Here is a 16,729-nt window from a genome sequence, read left to right as displayed (position 1 = left end):
TACATGTATACAAAGATTCTCGGTACGGGGAGCTACTTGCCCGTACAAGTTCGGACTAATGCCGACTTAGAAAAAATGGTTGAAACGTCGGACGAGTGGATTGTCACCCGTACCGGTATCCGTGAGCGTCGTATTGCCGCACCGGACGAGACTGTAGCAACAATGGGCCTGACCGCCGCCGAAAAAGCGCTGGAAATGGCTGGCGTCGATGCCAAGGACGTTGGACTCATTATTGTTGCCACAACCTCGTCTTCTCATGCGTTTCCAAGTTCTGCCTGCCAGATTCAAAACCTGCTGGGCATCAAGGACTCGGCTTCGTTTGACCTGGCAGCGGCCTGTGCGGGCTTTACCTATGCACTCAGCGTTGCCGATCAGTACGTCAAGAGCGGTGCCGTGCGTTATGCGCTGGTTATCGGCTCCGACGTCCTGTCGCGCAAAATCGACGACGAAGATCGCGGCACCGTGATCCTCTTCGGCGACGGCGCGGGTGCAGTCCTGCTTGGCGCATCCGAAGAACAGGGCATCATCTCCACGCACATGCATGCCGATGGCAGCTACGGCAGCCTGCTGAGTCTGGAATACCCCAACCAGAAAACCCCTGAACAACCTCCGTACGTGAAAATGGCGGGCAACGAAGTCTTTAAAGTTGCCGTGACCGAACTCGCGCACGTGGTCGAAGAAACCCTGCAAGCCAATAACATGGATCGCGAGCAGCTGGACTGGCTGGTTCCGCATCAGGCGAACCTGCGCATCATCAGCGCGACCGCCAAGAAATTGGGCATGGGCATGGACAAGGTTGTAGTTACGCTTGACCGCCACGGCAACACCTCGGCGGCATCGGTACCTACTGCACTGGATGAAGCCGTACGTGATGGCCGCATTCAGCGTGGACAACTGGTATTGCTCGAAGCTTTCGGTGGCGGTTTCACCTGGGGCTCGGCATTGGTCCGATTCTGATTTTTCGGACTCTTTTGATTTTTTGACTCACAGAGCGCTACGGAATTAACAGGGCGTTTACGAATTACAGGACAGTTAAATGACCAAGATCGCAGTTGTTTTTCCCGGGCAGGGCTCGCAGGCGTTAGGGATGCTTTCAGACCTCGCGGCAGCGCATCCCGTGGTAGAATCGACCTTTGCGGAAGCTTCTTCCGTTCTGGGATATGATTTGTGGCAGCTGGTGCAGCAGGGTCCTGCCGAAGAGTTGAACAAAACCTGGCAGACTCAACCCGCGTTGCTGGCCGCTTCCGTCGCTATCTGGCGTGTATGGCAGCAGGAGCAGGGCGCTGAACCGGCATTGATGGCCGGTCATAGCCTGGGTGAATATTCTGCGTTGGTTTGTGCCGGTGTTCTGGATTTCAAGCAGGCGATAAGCCTGGTTGAACTGCGCGGCAAACTGATGCAGGAAGCGGTGCCTGAAGGCACCGGCGCAATGTATGCCATCATTGGCCTGGACAACGCGTCCATCGCTAAAGCCTGTGAAGAGTCTGCCCAGGGACAAGTCGTGTCGCCGGTCAACTTCAACTCGCCGGGCCAGGTGGTCATTGCCGGTAACAAGGAAGCGGTTGAACGTGCCGGTGCAGCATGTAAGGAAGCCGGTGCAAAACGTGCACTGCCGCTGCCTGTCAGCGTGCCTTCACACTGTGCATTAATGAAGCCTGCGGCGGATAAAATGGCCGTGGCTCTCGAGAAAGTCAGTTTCAGCCAGCCACAGTATCCCGTTGTCAACAACGTGGACGTGAAGGTTGAGACGTCTGCCGAAGAAATTCGCAGCGCCCTTGTTCGTCAGCTTTACAATCCGGTACGCTGGACTGAAAGCGTCGAATACATGGCTCAGCAAGGCGTAGAACAACTGGTTGAAGTGGGTCCGGGCAAAGTCCTGACCGGCCTGACCAAGCGTATTGTTGATACCCTGACGGCGGTGGCAGTGAACGATACTGCCAGCCTGTCTGCGGCGCTTGAAAAATAAGAAGAGGAAAACAATGAGCTTCGACGGAAAAATTGCTCTGGTCACCGGCGCGAGTCGCGGTATTGGCCGAGCTATTGCAGAGAAACTGGTTGCCGGTGGCGCACGCGTTATTGGCACCGCGACCAGCGAAAAAGGTGCTGAAGACATCAGCGCTTATTTAGGCGAAAACGGCAAAGGTATTGCTCTCAATGTGACTGATTCTTCGTCAATTGAACAATTATTGACGACGATTCGTGCTGAATTTGGTGAAATCGACATTTTAGTTAATAATGCTGGTATTACCCGTGATAACCTTCTTATGCGCATGAAAGACGATGAGTGGCAGGATATTCTGGACACCAATCTGACCTCTGTGTTTAAGCTGTCAAAAGCGGTAATGCGAGCTATGATGAAAAAGCGGTTTGGCCGAATCATCACCATTGGTTCTGTAGTTGGAACCATGGGTAACGCAGGACAGGCGAACTACGCGGCAGCTAAGGCCGGTCTGATCGGTTTTAGCAAGTCTTTGGCGCGTGAAGTTGCTTCACGCGGCATTACTGTCAACGTCGTCGCTCCTGGCTTTATTGAGACGGACATGACAAGGGCGTTGACAGATGATCAACGCGCAGGCATTTTGTCATCAGTTCCAGCCAACCGGTTGGGCGATGCAAAAGAAATTGCCAGCGCTGTTGCATTTTTAGCCTCTGATGAGGCCAGCTACATCACTGGTGAGACTTTACATGTCAATGGCGGCATGTACATGATCTGATGATCATTCTACTTTTGCTTTTTTGGCTTTAAAAATAGGCAAATAAAGCAAAATAGTGGTTTGACCAGCCGGGATTTAGTTGCATCTTTTCCAACATTTTATACACTACGAAAACCATCGCGAAAGCGAGTTTTGATAGGAAATTTAATAGTATGAGCACTATCGAAGAACGCGTTAAGAAAATCATCGTTGAACAGCTGGGTGTTAAACAGGAAGAAGTAGTTAACTCTGCCTCTTTCGTAGACGACCTTGGCGCAGATTCTCTCGACACCGTTGAGCTGGTTATGGCTCTGGAAGAAGAGTTTGATACCGAGATCCCTGACGAAGAAGCTGAAAAAATCACTACTGTTCAGGCAGCTATTGATTTCATCAACAACGCTCAGGCGTAATCGAAACTTTTCTTTTTATAAGTTTTGATAGTTAGGCGGTCAATTGACCGCCTAAGTTTTTTCATCCCTCTGTAATATTTTTCCCTCCCTGGAGGACACACGTGTCTAAACGTCGAGTTGTTGTGACTGGACTTGGCATGCTTTCTCCCGTCGGCAATACAGTAGAGTCTACTTGGAACGCTCTCCTGGCCGGTAAGAGTGGTATTGGCCTTATCGACCATTTTGATACTAGTGCCTATGCAACGCGCTTTGCTGGCTTAGTAAAAGATTTCAACTGTGAAGACTATATCTCGCGTAAAGATGCTCGCAAGATGGATCCCTTCATTCAGTACGGCGTTGCCGCCGGTATTCAGGCCATGAAAGACAGCGGCCTTGAAGTGACCGAAGAAAATGCCCCGCGCTTTGGTGCCGCCATTGGTTCCGGCATCGGCGGTCTGGGTCTTATCGAAGAAAATCACACGTTACTGGTTAACGGCGGCCCGCGTAAAATCAGCCCCTTCTTTGTGCCTTCTACCATCGTCAACATGATTGCCGGTCATCTGAGCATCATGTTCGGTCTGCGTGGCCCAAGTATCTCTATTGCAACAGCCTGTACCTCCGGCGTTCATAACATCGGCCACGCGGCGCGTATCATCGCCTATGATGATGCCGACGTAATGCTGGCCGGCGGTGCCGAGAAAGCCAGTACGCCTCTGGGTGTCGGCGGATTTGGCGCGGCCCGTGCACTTTCCACCCGCAACGACAATCCACAGGCGGCAAGTCGTCCGTGGGACAAAGACCGTGATGGCTTCGTGCTGGGTGACGGCGCCGGTATCATGGTGCTTGAAGAGTACGAGCACGCCAAAAAGCGGGGTGCGAAAATTTATGCCGAAATCGTCGGTTTCGGGATGAGCAGCGATGCCTACCATATGACCTCGCCGCCCGACAACGGCTCCGGTGCGGCATTGGCGATGGAAAACGCGCTTCGCGATGCGGGTATTTCCGCCGCGAAAATCGGTTACATCAATGCGCATGGCACATCAACGCCTGCGGGCGACATTGCCGAAGCGCAGGCAGTGAAATCCATCTTTGGTGCCGATGCTGGCCGCGTGCTGGTAAGCTCGACCAAATCCATGACCGGTCACCTGCTGGGTGCGGCCGGCGCGGTGGAGTCTATCTTTACCCTGCTTGCGCTGCGTGACCAGGCGGTTCCTCCGACGCTGAATCTGGATAACCCGGATGCAGGCTGCGACCTCGACTTCGTGCCACACGAAGCGCGTCAGGTCAAAGACATGGAATACACGCTGTGTAACTCCTTCGGTTTCGGCGGCACCAACGGTTCACTGGTGTTCCGCAAGCTGTAAGTGTTTATGGTATTGCTTGCAAAGGCCCGATATTCGGGCCTTTTTGCTATCTGCATCTTCATTGTTTGAAGTTTGCGAGGCAGCGCGGAAAGTCGGAAAGATCCCGTGGCATCGCCGCAGGGATTACGCCAGTCTGAAAGCCGAAAAAGGGAGAAGACGATGTATTGGATTAATGGCCAGCAGCAGGACCACATTCCGGTCGCCGATCGCGCCGTACAGTTTGGCGATGGCTGCTTTACCACGGCGTGGGTGAAAGCAGGCAACGTGCAACACGTGAACAGGCACCTTGCGCGATTGCAACATGCCGTCTCACACTTGCTGATGCCCGACTGCCACTGGGCCACTCTCGAGGCAGAGATGCGGGCCGCCGCCGCCGGGTGCGAAGAGGGCGTGCTCAAGGTGATACTGTCACGGGGTCAGGGCGGGCGCGGCTACAGCAGCCAGGGCGTTGTCGGCCCCACGCGTATTCTCTCTTTGAGCGGCTATCCGCAACATTATCATCGCTGGCGCGAGCAGGGAATCGAACTCGCCCAAAGCCCGATCACGCTGGCACGCAGTACACTTCTGGCGGGCATCAAACATCTTAATCGTCTCGAACAGGTCATGATTCGCGCGCATCTCGACCACACCTCGGCGCAGGAGGCGCTGGTGACGAGACACCTCCGGCCTGCTGGTCGAATGCTGCGCCGCCAACCTGGTTCTGGCGCAAGGGGTCGGCGGTGTTCACGCCCGATCTTTCCCATGCGGGCGTCAACGGCATTATGCGCCAGCGGATTATCGAGCTTATTGAAATGTCTGATGCGTTTTCGCTGCACATCGTCAGTGAAACGCCCGCCACCCTCGAAGATGCCGAAGAAGTCATCGTTTGTAATGCCCTGATGCCAATTCTTCCAGTCAGAAAGATAGAAAACTGGCATTATAACGGGTCAAAATTATTGTCATTTTTACAGCCTCGCTGCTGCTGAGAGACTGCATTGTCGTTAAGGGAAGCCACTTTGTTGTTAAGTGAAAATTCATGAAAATCAAAAAAATCAGAGTATTGGGTCTTATTGTCATTATCCTGCTGGCTGTGGCGGCAATCGGCTACTTCAAGGTCGAGCGCTTTGCCGATCGCAAGATTAATGTGGTAAACGAAAAAATCTTTACCTTGCCCGCAGGCACCGGTCGTGTCGTGCTGGAAGACATGCTGGTAAAGCAAAAACTGATTGCCTCGCCTTGGCTGTTCACGCTGCTATTGCACCTGGAGCCGGAACTCGCCGAGTTCAAGGCCGGTACGTATCGTTTCCCGGCGGGCATGACGGTGCGTCAGATGCTTGAACTGCTCCGTAGCGGTAAAGAGGCACAGTTTACCGTGCGTTTCGTGGAAGGGTTCCGTTTGCAGGACTGGATGCAGGTCGTGCAAAAGGCCGGTTATCTCAAGCATGAACTGACCGGCAAGAGTGACGATGACATTGCCACGGCGCTGGGTATGCAAGATGCCAAAAATGCCGAAGGCTGGCTCTACCCCGACACTTATGCCTATACCGCAGGCACGACCGATCTTTCGCTGTTCAAGCGTGCGCATCAGCGTATGGAAAAGACCGTGGCGAAGATCTGGCAGGATCGCGATACTTCATTGCCGTATAAAACGCCGACGGATATGCTGACTATGGCGTCTATTATCGAAAAAGAGACGGCCATCAAAGACGAGCGTAAAGAAGTGGCTTCGGTGTTTATCAATCGTTTACGTATTGGTATGCGCCTGCAAACGGATCCTACGGTTATCTACGGCATGGGCGACAGCTATAAAGGTACGATCGCCAGGAAGGATCTCGAGACGCCAACGCCGTATAATACCTATGTTATCGAAGGTCTGCCGCCGTCGCCGATTGCCATGCCGAGTGAAGCCTCGATTGAAGCGGCCGCGCATCCTGCGAAAACCGATTTCCTCTATTTTGTCGCCGATGGCAAGGGTGGCCACACCTTTACCACCAACCTCGACAGCCATAACAAGGCAGTGCGCGCCTATCGCGACCTGATGAAAAACAAGAATGAAAAGTAGTTTTATTGTTATCGAAGGTCTGGAAGGGGCCGGAAAAACCACAGCGCGCGACGTGGTGGTGCAGACATTGCGCGAGCAGGGTATTGAAGATATTCAGTTCACCCGCGAGCCGGGCGGTACGCCGCTTGCCGAAAAGCTGCGTGATCTCATTAAACAGGGCATCGAAGGCGAGCAGCTCACCGATAAGGCCGAAGTCCTGATGCTGTATGCGGCGCGCGTGCAACTGGTCGAAAATGTGATTAAACCTGCGCTCGCGCGTGGTGCCTGGGTGGTCGGCGATCGTCATGACCTCTCTTCACAGGCCTATCAAGGCGGTGGACGCGGCATCGACAGCCGTCTGATGACCTCGCTTCGCGATACCGTGCTCGGCGATTTTCGTCCCGATCTCACCCTGTATCTCGACCTGCCGCCTGCCGTGGGTTTGCAGCGTGCCCGGGCGCGTGGCGAGCTTGACCGCATCGAGCAGGAGTCGCTGGCCTTCTTCGAGCGCACCCGCGCGCGTTATCTGAGCCTGGCTGCCGAAGACGAGCGCATCAAAACCATCGATGCTTCGCAAACTCTCGAGCAGGTGAGCGCAGCTATTCGCCAGACGCTGATCGACTGGGTTGCGCAGCAGCGCGAGCAGGATACGCGCGGATGAAGTGGTATCCCTGGCTAAACGGCCCGTATCGGCAGCTTGTCGCGCAATATCAAGGCGGACGCGGCCACCACGCCTTGCTGATGCATGCGGCAAAAGGCATGGGTGACGAGGCGCTGGTTTACGGCCTGAGCCGCTGGTTGCTGTGTCAGCATCCCGAAGGCGAGAAAAGCTGCGGCAAATGTCACAGCTGTCATCTGATGATTGCCGGTAATCATCCCGACTGGCACGTGCTGACGCCGGAGAAGGGCAAAAACAGTCTGGGTGTGGAACCTATTCGCCAGCTGATTGAAACGCTATACAACTATTCACAACAGGGCGGTGCCAAGGTGGTGTGGTTGCCACATGCCGAGCTGCTGACCGAGGCGGCCGCCAATGCGTTGTTAAAGACGCTTGAAGAACCGCCCGAACGCACCTACTTTTTACTAGGTTGTCACGAACCGTCGCGCCTGTTGCCTACGCTGCGCAGCCGCTGTTTTTACTGGCATCTCACCACGCCCGATGCGGCGCTGGCGGGGCAGTGGATTGCACGCCAACTCCCGGCAGACCCTCTGTCGATACAAACGGCGCTGAGGATCGGCGATGGCACGCCACTGGCGGCGTTGGCGTTATTGCAACCCGAGCGCTGGAAGCAGCGCGAACAATTGTGCCAGCAACTCGGCGTCAGCTGGCAACAGCGCGACCTGCTGTCGCTCTTGCCGCAGTTGAATCACGATGACGCGGCCGACCGACTGTTCTGGCTCTGGTTCGCTGCTGCTGGACGTTCTGAAAACCCAGCAGGGCGCGGGCCATTATGTGATAAACCTCGACCAGCAGCCTTTGATCACCTTGCTGGCCAACGGCATGGGCAATACCGCATTGCAAAAAAATCTTCAGGGCTGGATGCATTGCCGCCAACAGTTGCTGAGCGTGGTGGGTGTTAACCGCGAGCTTCTGTTAACGGAACAGCTTCTGGAATGGGAAACCGCTCTTTAAGTCTTCCCATCCCCCTTTTTGAAAGCCATTTAATAAAAGATAAAGAGTTAACTATGTTTTTAGTCGATTCACACTGTCATCTGGACAGCCTTGATTACGCCACACTGCACGGCAATCTCGATAACGTGCTGGTCAAAGCCCGCGAGCGCGACGTGAAATTCATGTTGGCCGTAGCGACTACGTTGCCGGGCTATCGTGCGATGGCCGAGATGATAGGCGATCGCCCCGAAGTCGCCTTCTCCTGCGGCGTGCATCCCCTGAATATCGACGACGGCTATGATTTTGACGAGCTGCGTACACTGGCGGCCGACCCACGCGTGGTCGCGATGGGTGAAACAGGCCTCGACTATTTTTATCAGAAAGAACCGGCGCAGCTGAAACTGCAGCAGGACTCTTTCCGTCACCATATTCGCGTGGGTCGCGAGCTGAACAAGCCGGTTATCGTGCATACCCGAGATGCGCGCCAAGATACGCTCGATATTCTGCACGAAGAAAAGGCCGGCGAATGCGGCGGTGTGTTGCACTGCTTTACCGAAGACCGTGCTACGGCGGAAGTGCTGCTGGATCTGGGCTTTTACATCTCGTTTTCCGGAATTGTGACGTTCCGCAATGCCGAACAACTGCGTGAAGCTGCACGCTATGTGCCGCTGGATCGCCTGTTGATTGAAACCGATTCGCCTTATCTGGCACCGGTGCCGCATCGTGGTAAAGAGAATCAGCCAGCCTACGTGCGTGATGTGGCCGAATACCTCGCCGTACTCAAAGGCGTGAGCCTTGAAACATTGGCGGAAACGACCACCGCGAATTTCTCGAAGCTTTTCCACGTTGACTCTGCACGACTGCTTTAGAAAGCGACAAACCTGCTTAAAGAAACGAAACGCGTGAATTCCCGCGTTTCGGAATTATTTTATTTCTCGTAATTAATGGCCCGATAGCGCATGTTTATCTGCTCTCGAGGGCCATCAATTCTGCGTCCTGCCAAAATTCCCTCTCTGAACGCCGCTTTTTGGAAAGTATTCGACCTGTCAAAGATGATTTTTTAGCAAAACGTGATTGCCATCAACTATTGTCGGGGGGATTTATTTTACCCTTCGTAAAAATTAAAAGGGGCAAAAATATGCCCCGCCCGCAGCAGGCAAAAACGCCCGCTGCAACAGGGTTGAGGCCGTCGCTGAAGACCCTGGGAAGTCGGTATCTTGCGTCAGTTTATTTAACGGCGAAGATACAAAACCATTACTCAGGAGCACTCTCAATATGTTCAAAAACGCGTTTGCAAACCTTCAAAAGGTCGGTAAATCGCTAATGCTGCCCGTTTCCGTCTTGCCTATTGCAGGGATTCTGCTGGGTGTCGGTTCCGCAAACTTTAGCTGGCTTCCCGTGGTCGTTTCGCATGTCATGGCCGAAGCGGGAGGATCAGTTTTCGCCAACATGCCGTTGATCTTCGCCATCGGCGTAGCACTCGGTTTCACCAATAATGACGGCGTTTCGGCGCTGGCCGCCGTGGTCGCCTACGGCATCATGGTCAAAACCATGGCCGTGGTCGCGCCGATGGTACTGCACCTGCCGGCCGAAGAGATTGCCGCCAAACATCTGGCGGATACCGGCGTGCTGGGCGGTATTATTTCTGGCGTCATTGCCGCCTATATGTTCAACCGCTTTTATCGTATCAAGTTGCCGGAGTACCTTGGCTTCTTTGCCGGTAAACGTTTCGTGCCAATTATCTCGGGGCTGGCGGCTATTTTCCTGGGCGTTGTGCTGTCCTTTATCTGGCCGCCTATCGGCAGTGCCATTCAAACCTTCTCGCAATGGGCGGCCTATCAGAACCCGGTCGTCGCGTTTGGTATTTACGGGCTGGTCGAGCGCGCGCTGGTGCCTTTCGGTCTGCACCATATCTGGAACGTGCCTTTCCAGATGCAGGTCGGCGAATACGTGAATTCGGCGGGGCAGGTGTTCCATGGCGATATTCCACGCTATATGGCGGGCGACCCGACGGCAGGTAAACTGTCCGGCGGCTTCCTGTTCAAAATGTACGGCCTACCGGCTGCGGCGATTGCGATCTGGCATTCTGCCAAACCCGAAAACCGTGCCAAGGTCGGCGGTATCATGATTTCGGCGGCGCTCACCGCGTTCCTGACGGGTATTACCGAGCCTATCGAATTCGCCTTCATGTTTGTGGCGCCTATTCTGTATGTTATCCACATGATTCTGGCCGGTCTGGCATTCCCAATCTGTATTCTGCTTGGCATGCGCGACGGAACCAGCTTCTCGCACGGACTGATAGATTTTGTGGTGCTGAGCGGTAACAGCAGCCGCATCTGGCTGTTCCCTATCGTTGGCATTATCTACGGCCTGATTTACTACACCGTTTTCCGGGTATTGATTGTGAAACTGAATCTGAAAACGCCTGGCCGCGAAGCCACGACCACTGCGCAAACCGCGCAGGGCGGCAGCGAAATGTCTGCTTCACTGGTGAAAGCATTCGGCGGTAAGGACAACATTACCAATCTTGATGCCTGCATCACCCGTTTACGTGTCAGCGTGGCGGATGTTGCCAAAGTCGATCAGGCAGGGTTGAAACAGTTGGGCGCGGCGGGTGTCGTCGTTGCGGGTTCGGGCGTGCAGGCTATTTTCGGCACTAAATCCGACAACCTGAAAACCGACATGGACGACTATATCCGTAACAACTGATCACTCACAGCATAAAGCTTCAGCAATAAATCAAGTACCATCAAAAACTTGTTATCACTCTTGCCGGTCGGTTCATCCTGACCGGCTTTTTTCGCCTCAAACCTACTCGCCTGATGTCACCGCCTCTTTTATACAGGGTAGGGAGCAAAACATAAGATATTTGCTTCAAATCTGGAATACGTCGCTCAAATGCTGCTGATTTATACAGCATTCGGCCAGGAAGGCGGTGATTAGACTTGAAAATAACGGAATAGCTCACTCATACTGCGAGCACAGTATTTGAAAATGGAGAGGTATCATGGCCGAAGAAACGATTTTCAGTAAAATTATCCGCCGCGAAATCCCGGCTGACGTGGTGTATCAAGACGAACTGGTAACCGCTTTTCGTGACATCGCCCCGCAGGCGCCCAGCCATATTCTCATCATTCCCAATATTCTCATTCCGACCATGAATGACGTGACCGCCGAGCATGAAGCCGCGCTGGGTCGCATGATGACGGTTGCAGCCAAACTTGCCGAGCAGGAAGGTATTGCCGAAGACGGTTACCGATTAATTGTTAACTGCAACAAACACGCCGGTCAGGTGGTGTATCATATACATATGCATTTGGTAGGTGGTCGCAATCTGGGTCCTCTGCTGGCATAACAGTAGGTTGCAGGGCATCGAGGTGCCCGCTCTGGCAGGTTTTCTGCCTCTTCAAGAGGGAAAGGTATGCGATTTCTAATGGCCAGCGCTGTCTTGCTTTGTTTGGCGGGGTGCAGCAGCGCGCCGGGTATTGCGCTGAACGATCAGCAAACGGTAATCATGGAGTCGCCGGTACTGACGGCCGGGATAATCCCCGGATCCCCGTCGTTATCGTCCGATCAGGGGCGGAAAAAGGCCACCTTGTCACTCAGTAACAATCAGCCTAAACCTATTCAAATTCATTATGTATTCTATTGGTATGACAAGCAGGGTCTAGATCTGCTGCCGTTTGCTGCGCCACGGACCATCACCGTTCCGGCAAATTCGGATGTCGATATCTATTCACTTAACGGTAATCTTGATGCGTACAGCGTGCGTGTTCACCTTTATCTTTAATTTCCCGTACGGAGAGGGTTGATGAAAAAGTATTTAATGGTGGCCTTGGCTACCCTGGCGCTAAGCGGGTGTATTACTTCGCAGCAAGAGCAGCAAGAACAGCAGCAGACGCAAACCCCACCGACGACTGCGCCAATCACGCCGGTTACGCCAGTGCCGGGGTCCGGAACACCTGAATCAGCGGGTCAGCCGCCTGTGCAGACCATTCCACAGCCGCCGAAATTGCAGTCAATCGACTGGAGTGCCACGGTACAGCCGCTGGTAGCCAAAATGTTGCAGGCAGAAGGTGTGCAGGCAGGTAGCGTCCTGCTGCTCGACAACGTGAAGAACAGCACCAATGGTTCCCTGCAGACCGGCAAAATCACCTCCGCGATGCACACGGCGCTGGCCTCCAACAATACCTTTACCGTGGTACCGGCTTCCCAGCTCGCGACGGCCAAGCAGGCAATGGGCCTGTCACCCGACGACAACCTGGTGTCACGCAGCAAGGCTATCGCTCTGGCGCGTCAGGTTAATGCCCAGTACGTGCTGTACAGCGATGCCAGCGGCAATGTAAAAGCGCCAACGCTGGATATGCAGTTGATGACCGTGCCAAGCGGTGAAATCGTCTGGTCAGGTAGCGGTGCCGTTCAACATTGATGCCAGCCTGAGACATCTGGTCGACAACTCTCTTCCGGCGGATTATTCCGCCGGTTGTGTTTTTACGCCGGTAGAGGGGCTTAGCAGCGAAAGCTGGAAAATCACGGCGGGTGAAAAAACGCTGCTGGCCCGCCTTGCCTCGCGTGAAAAACAGCGTTTGGGCATAGATAGGCGGCGTGAACACGCGCTGTTGCGCCATGTGTCATCAACGGATATTGCGCCCATCGCGCAGTGTTGGGCCGAGCCGTGGCTGGTGGTCAACTGGATAGACGGCGAAACGCTGACGCCGCCCGCCTTCTTTACCCCGGCTTCGCAGCAACGGCTCGCCGCCATGCTGGTACGGCTGCACGGCCTGCGGCCTCTGGGGCAGACGCTCGATATCAAACAGCGATTCGAAAGCTATTGGCAGTCTATTGACCGGCGACGCATCACGCCCGCCTGGCTGCGCCATCATAAAAAATGATGCGCGCAACGCCGCCGAAAACGTTAAAAATTTCTGTCACGCACATGGATATTCACCCGCAGAACTGGGTTAATAGTCCACAAGGTGCGCGGCTTATCGATTGGGAATACGCCATTGCCACCGACATTGCGCTGGAGTTTGCCGCGCTGTTTGCCGGTAACGGTTTTAGCGCCAGTCAGCAGCAGGATTTACTGCAATGTTATGCCCGGCAAGGCGGTTATCACGATATCTCGAGGCTTGCCCGACAGATTCGTCGTTGGCAGCCGTGGCTCGATTATCTGATGCTGATGTGGTTTGAAGTGCGCTGGCAGCAAACGGCCGACGCGCGTTATCTCGACTGGGCGCAGCCCCTGCGTCGGCAACTATTTAAAGAATGAGTACAGAACAGGAGTGTAAGGTCGTGGGTCCAGTAATGTTAGACGTTGCCAGCTATGAGCTGGACGCAGAAGAGCGTGAAATCTTGCAGCATCCGCTGGTCGGCGGACTCATTTTGTTTACCCGCAACTATCACGACGTGGAGCAGCTGCAAGAGCTGATTCGGCAAATCCGCGCCGCCTCTCGCGAGCGACTGGTGCTGGCCGTCGATCAGGAAGGGGGCAGGGTACAGCGTTTTCGTGAAGGGTTTACCCGCATTCCTGCGGCGCAATCTTTCGCCGCCTTGAACGACGAGCGCGAAGCCGGACGTCTGGCCGAAGAAGCCGGCTGGCTGATGGCGGCCGAGATGATAGCCATGGATATCGATATCAGCTTCGCGCCGGTACTGGATATCGGCCATATCAGTGCCGCCATCGGCGGACGGTCGTTCCACGCCGACCCGCAGATGGCCTTGAACATCGCCGAGCGCTATATTCGCGGCATGCATGCCGCAGGAATGAAAGTGACGGGCAAGCATTTTCCGGGGCACGGCGCGGTCACTGCCGACTCCCATAAAGAGACGCCGCGTGACGATCGCCCGCTCGACGTGATTCGTCGGCACGACATGGCGATTTTCCGCCAGTTGAACGAGCGCAAACTGCTCGATGCAGTCATGCCTGCGCACGTTATCTATACGCAGGCCGATCCGCGTCCTGCCAGCGGTTCGCCGTATTGGTTAAAGCAGATTCTGCGTCAGGAACTCGGGTTTAACGGCGTAATCTTCTCCGACGATTTGTCTATGGAAGGGGCGGCGGTCATGGGCAGCTATGCCGAACGCGGACAGGCTTCGCTCGATGCGGGTTGCGACATGATTCTGGTGTGCAACAACCGTGAAGGCGCGGTGAGCGTACTCGACAACCTGTCGCCGGTGAAGGCCGACAACGTCGCGTCCTTGTATCATGGCGGCGGCTGGCACGGCAAATCGAGCCGTCAGGATCTGCGTGACACGGCGCGCTGGCAGCAGTCAAATCGCGAGTTGTCCGCGCTGGATGCTCGCTGGCAGGCGCACAAGCAGGCCCAAGGCTAAATCTTTTCTCACGCTAAACTCTCTATAAGGCGCTAACTGATTGAATCGCAAGACGCAAAAAATCCGTTAGCGCCACGCCGCACGAAAAACAATTGATGTAGATCAATTTTGGTATAATCATCTGACTCCCCCATGCTATCCTCATCGTTCAAGATGATTTAACTTGAGCAACCCTATGTTATCTAAGGATAATAGCGTTACCCTTAGATAACATTTGGTTTACATTTGAGGGAGTCATAGTGACTGAAGCAAAGAAAAAAATTGTGATTATCGGCGGGGGCGCGGGCGGTCTTGAGCTTGCAACCAGTCTGGGTCACAAACTTGGTCGCAGTAAAAAAGCCGAGATTATTCTGGTTGACCGCAACCACAGCCACCTGTGGAAGCCGTTGCTGCATGAAGTCGCCACCGGAAGTCTGGATGATGGCGTTGACGCACTGAGCTATCTTGCTCACGCGCGCAACCACGGCTTTACCTTTCAAATCGGTTCTCTGACCGATATCAATCGCGAAAACAAAACCATCAAGCTTGCCGAAATCCGTGATACCAACGGTGAACTGCTGGTGGCCGAACGCGACCTTGGTTATGACCAGCTGGTCATGGCGCTGGGCAGCACCTCGAACGACTTCGGTACGCCGGGCGTGAAAGAGAACTGCATCTTCCTCGACAACCCGCATCAGGCGCACCGTTTCCACAATGAAATGCTGAATCTGTTCCTGAAATATTCCGCCAATCCCGACAAGACCGGTACAGTCAATATCGCCATTGTGGGCGGCGGCGCAACGGGTGTCGAGCTGTCTGCCGAGCTGCATAATGCGGTGAAAGAACTGCACAGCTATGGTTTTGAAGGCCTGCAAAGCAGCGCGTTGAACGTGACGCTGGTAGAAGCCGGCGAGCGCATCCTGCCTGCCTTGCCTCCGCGCATCTCTGCCGCTGCGCATCAGGAATTAACCAAAATCGGCGTCAAGGTCTTGACCAAGACGATGGTGACCAGCGCGGACAAGAAAGGCCTGAACACCAAGGACGGCGGTGTTATCGAAGCCGACCTTATGGTTTGGGCTGCCGGTATCAAGGCGCCTGATTTCATGAAAGATATCGGCGGTCTCGAAACCAACCGCATCAATCAGCTGGTGGTCGAGCCAACGCTGCAAACCACGCGCGATGCCGATATCTATGCCATCGGCGACTGTGCTTCCTGTGCGCTGCCGTCCGGCGGTTTTGTGCCGCCTCGTGCACAATCTGCGCACCAGATGGCGTCGCGCTGCTTTGACAACATTATGGCGCAACGTCATGGCCGCAGCCTGAAGCCTTATGTCTACAAGGATCACGGTTCGCTGGTGTCGCTGTCGCGCTTTAGCACTGTAGGCAGCCTGATGGGTAACCTGACCAAAGGGTCGATGATGGTCGAAGGCCGTCTGGCGCGTATGGTCTATGTCTCGCTGTACCGTATGCATCAGATTGCGCTGCACGGTTACATCAAGACCGGTTTGATGATGTTTGTCGGCAGTATCAACCGGGTCCTTCGCCCGCGCCTTAAACTTCACTAAACCTCTGTACCGCCATCGTTTTTTTAAGCGTTGGCTGAATCGATTCGAGGAGCGACTGCGGTTTTTCCTCGAATCCTTACTCCCCTAAGAATCCTCTCAAACCCGCTGCGTTAACTCCTCCAGACGTTTTTTTGTCCGTTAGTCTTATTGTTCACGGCCCGCACTTTACGCAAACTGACCTTATCAATTTTGGGAGGATGTCCTGTGAACAAGTCAATGTTAGCTGGCGTCGGTATCGGCGTCGCTGCGGCTTTAGGTGTCGCAGCCGTAGCGGGTATGAACGTTTTCACTTCAGGTCCGCAATATGCGCAGGTTGTCAGCGCGTCTCCTATCAAGGAAACCATCAAAACGCCGCGAAAAGAGTGCCGTAACATTACGGTCACCCATCGCCGTCCGGTTCAGGACGAGAATCAGGTGGTGGGTTCTGTCCTCGGCGCGGTTGCGGGCGGGGTGATTGGTCATCAGTTCGGCGGCGGGCGAGGTCGCGATGTCGCTACCGTTGCAGGCGCTTTGGGCGGCGGTTATGCAGGTAATCGCGTGCAGAGTAATCTGCAGGACAACGATACCTACACCACACAGAAGCAGCGTTGCACCACGGTCTATGACAAGTCAGAGAAGATGCTGGGCTATGACGTGACCTACAAAATCGGCGACCAGCAGGGCAAGGTCAGAATGGACCACGATCCGGGCACGCAAATTCCCGTCGATAAAAGCGGCCAGCTGCAGCTCAACCCGACACGTTCCTGATTCGCCGAATTACGGAACGGCCTCAAC

At 54.6% G+C, this 16,729-nt stretch carries 17 protein-coding genes and 2 pseudogenes; all 19 read left to right on the top strand.

Annotated elements, in window-relative coordinates:
• Positions 1 to 3: 3 nt before the first annotated feature.
• The 19 genes and pseudogenes from O1V66_RS10510 (at position 4) to O1V66_RS10420 (ending at position 16,702) form a co-directional block, all read left to right on the top strand.
• Positions 4 to 957 (top strand): beta-ketoacyl-ACP synthase III, encoded by a 954-nt coding sequence (locus O1V66_RS10510; RefSeq protein WP_045046469.1) that lies wholly within the window; start codon positions 4 to 6, stop codon positions 955 to 957.
• A 79-nt stretch (positions 958 to 1,036) separates the two neighbouring features.
• The gene (fabD, locus tag O1V66_RS10505) at positions 1,037 to 1,966 is read left to right on the top strand and encodes an ACP S-malonyltransferase (protein WP_045046470.1); all 930 of its coding nucleotides are present in this window, start codon (positions 1,037 to 1,039) and stop codon (positions 1,964 to 1,966) included.
• Between the two features lie 13 nt (positions 1,967 to 1,979).
• Positions 1,980 to 2,714 (top strand): 3-oxoacyl-ACP reductase FabG, encoded by a 735-nt coding sequence (fabG, locus tag O1V66_RS10500; RefSeq protein WP_045046471.1) that lies wholly within the window; start codon positions 1,980 to 1,982, stop codon positions 2,712 to 2,714.
• 152 nt (positions 2,715 to 2,866) lie between these two features.
• A complete protein-coding gene (acpP, locus tag O1V66_RS10495; RefSeq protein ID WP_009637825.1) occupies positions 2,867 to 3,103 on the top strand; it encodes an acyl carrier protein in 237 nt (78 codons plus the stop codon).
• 101 nt (positions 3,104 to 3,204) lie between these two features.
• The gene (gene fabF, locus O1V66_RS10490) at positions 3,205 to 4,446 is read left to right on the top strand and encodes a beta-ketoacyl-ACP synthase II (RefSeq protein WP_072045045.1); all 1,242 of its coding nucleotides are present in this window, start codon (positions 3,205 to 3,207) and stop codon (positions 4,444 to 4,446) included.
• A gap of 159 nt (positions 4,447 to 4,605) precedes the next feature.
• Positions 4,606 to 5,411 (top strand): annotated as a pseudogene (gene pabC, locus O1V66_RS10485) (aminodeoxychorismate lyase).
• Positions 5,412 to 5,461: 50 nt separating this feature from the next.
• A complete protein-coding gene (gene mltG / locus O1V66_RS10480; protein WP_045046474.1) occupies positions 5,462 to 6,487 on the top strand; it encodes an endolytic transglycosylase MltG in 1,026 nt (341 codons plus the stop codon).
• The gene (gene tmk, locus O1V66_RS10475; protein ID WP_045046475.1) at positions 6,477 to 7,127 is read left to right on the top strand and encodes a dTMP kinase; all 651 of its coding nucleotides are present in this window, start codon (positions 6,477 to 6,479) and stop codon (positions 7,125 to 7,127) included. Before mltG ends, tmk begins: the two co-directional genes overlap by 11 nt.
• A pseudogene (gene holB, locus O1V66_RS10470) lies at positions 7,124 to 8,099 on the top strand (DNA polymerase III subunit delta'). The gene tmk and the pseudogene holB overlap by 4 nt, the downstream one beginning before the upstream one ends.
• 53 nt (positions 8,100 to 8,152) lie before the next feature.
• On the top strand, positions 8,153 to 8,947 hold the full coding sequence (locus O1V66_RS10465; protein ID WP_045046477.1) for a metal-dependent hydrolase: 795 nt from the start codon (positions 8,153 to 8,155) through the stop codon (positions 8,945 to 8,947).
• Between the two features lie 406 nt (positions 8,948 to 9,353).
• Positions 9,354 to 10,787, top strand: a complete 1,434-nt coding sequence (gene ptsG / locus O1V66_RS10460; protein WP_045046478.1) for a PTS glucose transporter subunit IIBC — start codon at positions 9,354 to 9,356, stop codon at positions 10,785 to 10,787.
• Between the two features lie 298 nt (positions 10,788 to 11,085).
• Positions 11,086 to 11,433: a purine nucleoside phosphoramidase gene (gene hinT, locus O1V66_RS10455; RefSeq protein ID WP_045046479.1), complete on the top strand. Its 348-nt coding sequence runs from the start codon at positions 11,086 to 11,088 to the stop codon at positions 11,431 to 11,433.
• 66 nt (positions 11,434 to 11,499) lie between these two features.
• Positions 11,500 to 11,868, top strand: coding sequence for a YcfL family protein (locus O1V66_RS10450; protein ID WP_045046480.1), 369 nt, complete (start codon positions 11,500 to 11,502; stop codon positions 11,866 to 11,868).
• A 21-nt stretch (positions 11,869 to 11,889) separates the two neighbouring features.
• The gene (gene lpoB, locus O1V66_RS10445) at positions 11,890 to 12,507 is read left to right on the top strand and encodes a penicillin-binding protein activator LpoB (protein WP_045046481.1); all 618 of its coding nucleotides are present in this window, start codon (positions 11,890 to 11,892) and stop codon (positions 12,505 to 12,507) included.
• Positions 12,491 to 12,970, top strand: a complete 480-nt coding sequence (locus O1V66_RS10440; RefSeq protein ID WP_269128307.1) for a phosphotransferase — start codon at positions 12,491 to 12,493, stop codon at positions 12,968 to 12,970. The genes lpoB and O1V66_RS10440 overlap by 17 nt, the downstream gene beginning before the upstream one ends.
• The gene (locus O1V66_RS10435) at positions 12,967 to 13,347 is read left to right on the top strand and encodes a phosphotransferase (RefSeq protein WP_269128306.1); all 381 of its coding nucleotides are present in this window, start codon (positions 12,967 to 12,969) and stop codon (positions 13,345 to 13,347) included. The genes O1V66_RS10440 and O1V66_RS10435 overlap by 4 nt, the downstream gene beginning before the upstream one ends.
• Positions 13,348 to 13,382: 35 nt before the next feature.
• The gene (gene nagZ, locus O1V66_RS10430) at positions 13,383 to 14,411 is read left to right on the top strand and encodes a beta-N-acetylhexosaminidase (protein ID WP_269128305.1); all 1,029 of its coding nucleotides are present in this window, start codon (positions 13,383 to 13,385) and stop codon (positions 14,409 to 14,411) included.
• A gap of 239 nt (positions 14,412 to 14,650) precedes the next feature.
• Positions 14,651 to 15,955 carry an NAD(P)/FAD-dependent oxidoreductase gene (locus O1V66_RS10425; protein ID WP_045046483.1) on the top strand — a complete coding sequence of 435 codons (1,305 nt, stop codon included), beginning with the start codon at positions 14,651 to 14,653 and terminating at the stop codon, positions 15,953 to 15,955.
• Positions 15,956 to 16,159: 204 nt separating this feature from the next.
• Positions 16,160 to 16,702 carry a glycine zipper 2TM domain-containing protein gene (locus O1V66_RS10420; protein WP_045046484.1) on the top strand — a complete coding sequence of 181 codons (543 nt, stop codon included), beginning with the start codon at positions 16,160 to 16,162 and terminating at the stop codon, positions 16,700 to 16,702.
• Positions 16,703 to 16,729 lie beyond the last annotated feature (27 nt).

The sequence above is a fragment of the Rouxiella chamberiensis genome (assembly GCF_026967475.1).
GTDB lineage: Bacteria > Pseudomonadota > Gammaproteobacteria > Enterobacterales > Enterobacteriaceae > Rouxiella > Rouxiella chamberiensis.
Note: the sequence above shows the minus strand (reverse complement) of the source record. Positions and strands in the feature narration are given on the sequence as shown.

Coding starts and splice junctions, on each gene's coding strand:
- O1V66_RS10510 (WP_045046469.1), top strand. CDS start 4: ATGTATACAAAGATTCTCGGTACGGGGAGCTACTTGCCCGTACAAGTT.
- fabD (WP_045046470.1), top strand. CDS start 1,037: ATGACCAAGATCGCAGTTGTTTTTCCCGGGCAGGGCTCGCAGGCGTTA.
- fabG (WP_045046471.1), top strand. CDS start 1,980: ATGAGCTTCGACGGAAAAATTGCTCTGGTCACCGGCGCGAGTCGCGGT.
- acpP (WP_009637825.1), top strand. CDS start 2,867: ATGAGCACTATCGAAGAACGCGTTAAGAAAATCATCGTTGAACAGCTG.
- mltG (WP_045046474.1), top strand. CDS start 5,462: ATGAAAATCAAAAAAATCAGAGTATTGGGTCTTATTGTCATTATCCTG.
- tmk (WP_045046475.1), top strand. CDS start 6,477: ATGAAAAGTAGTTTTATTGTTATCGAAGGTCTGGAAGGGGCCGGAAAA.
- O1V66_RS10465 (WP_045046477.1), top strand. CDS start 8,153: ATGTTTTTAGTCGATTCACACTGTCATCTGGACAGCCTTGATTACGCC.
- ptsG (WP_045046478.1), top strand. CDS start 9,354: ATGTTCAAAAACGCGTTTGCAAACCTTCAAAAGGTCGGTAAATCGCTA.
- hinT (WP_045046479.1), top strand. CDS start 11,086: ATGGCCGAAGAAACGATTTTCAGTAAAATTATCCGCCGCGAAATCCCG.
- O1V66_RS10450 (WP_045046480.1), top strand. CDS start 11,500: ATGCGATTTCTAATGGCCAGCGCTGTCTTGCTTTGTTTGGCGGGGTGC.
- lpoB (WP_045046481.1), top strand. CDS start 11,890: ATGAAAAAGTATTTAATGGTGGCCTTGGCTACCCTGGCGCTAAGCGGG.
- O1V66_RS10435 (WP_269128306.1), top strand. CDS start 12,967: ATGATGCGCGCAACGCCGCCGAAAACGTTAAAAATTTCTGTCACGCAC.
- nagZ (WP_269128305.1), top strand. CDS start 13,383: ATGTTAGACGTTGCCAGCTATGAGCTGGACGCAGAAGAGCGTGAAATC.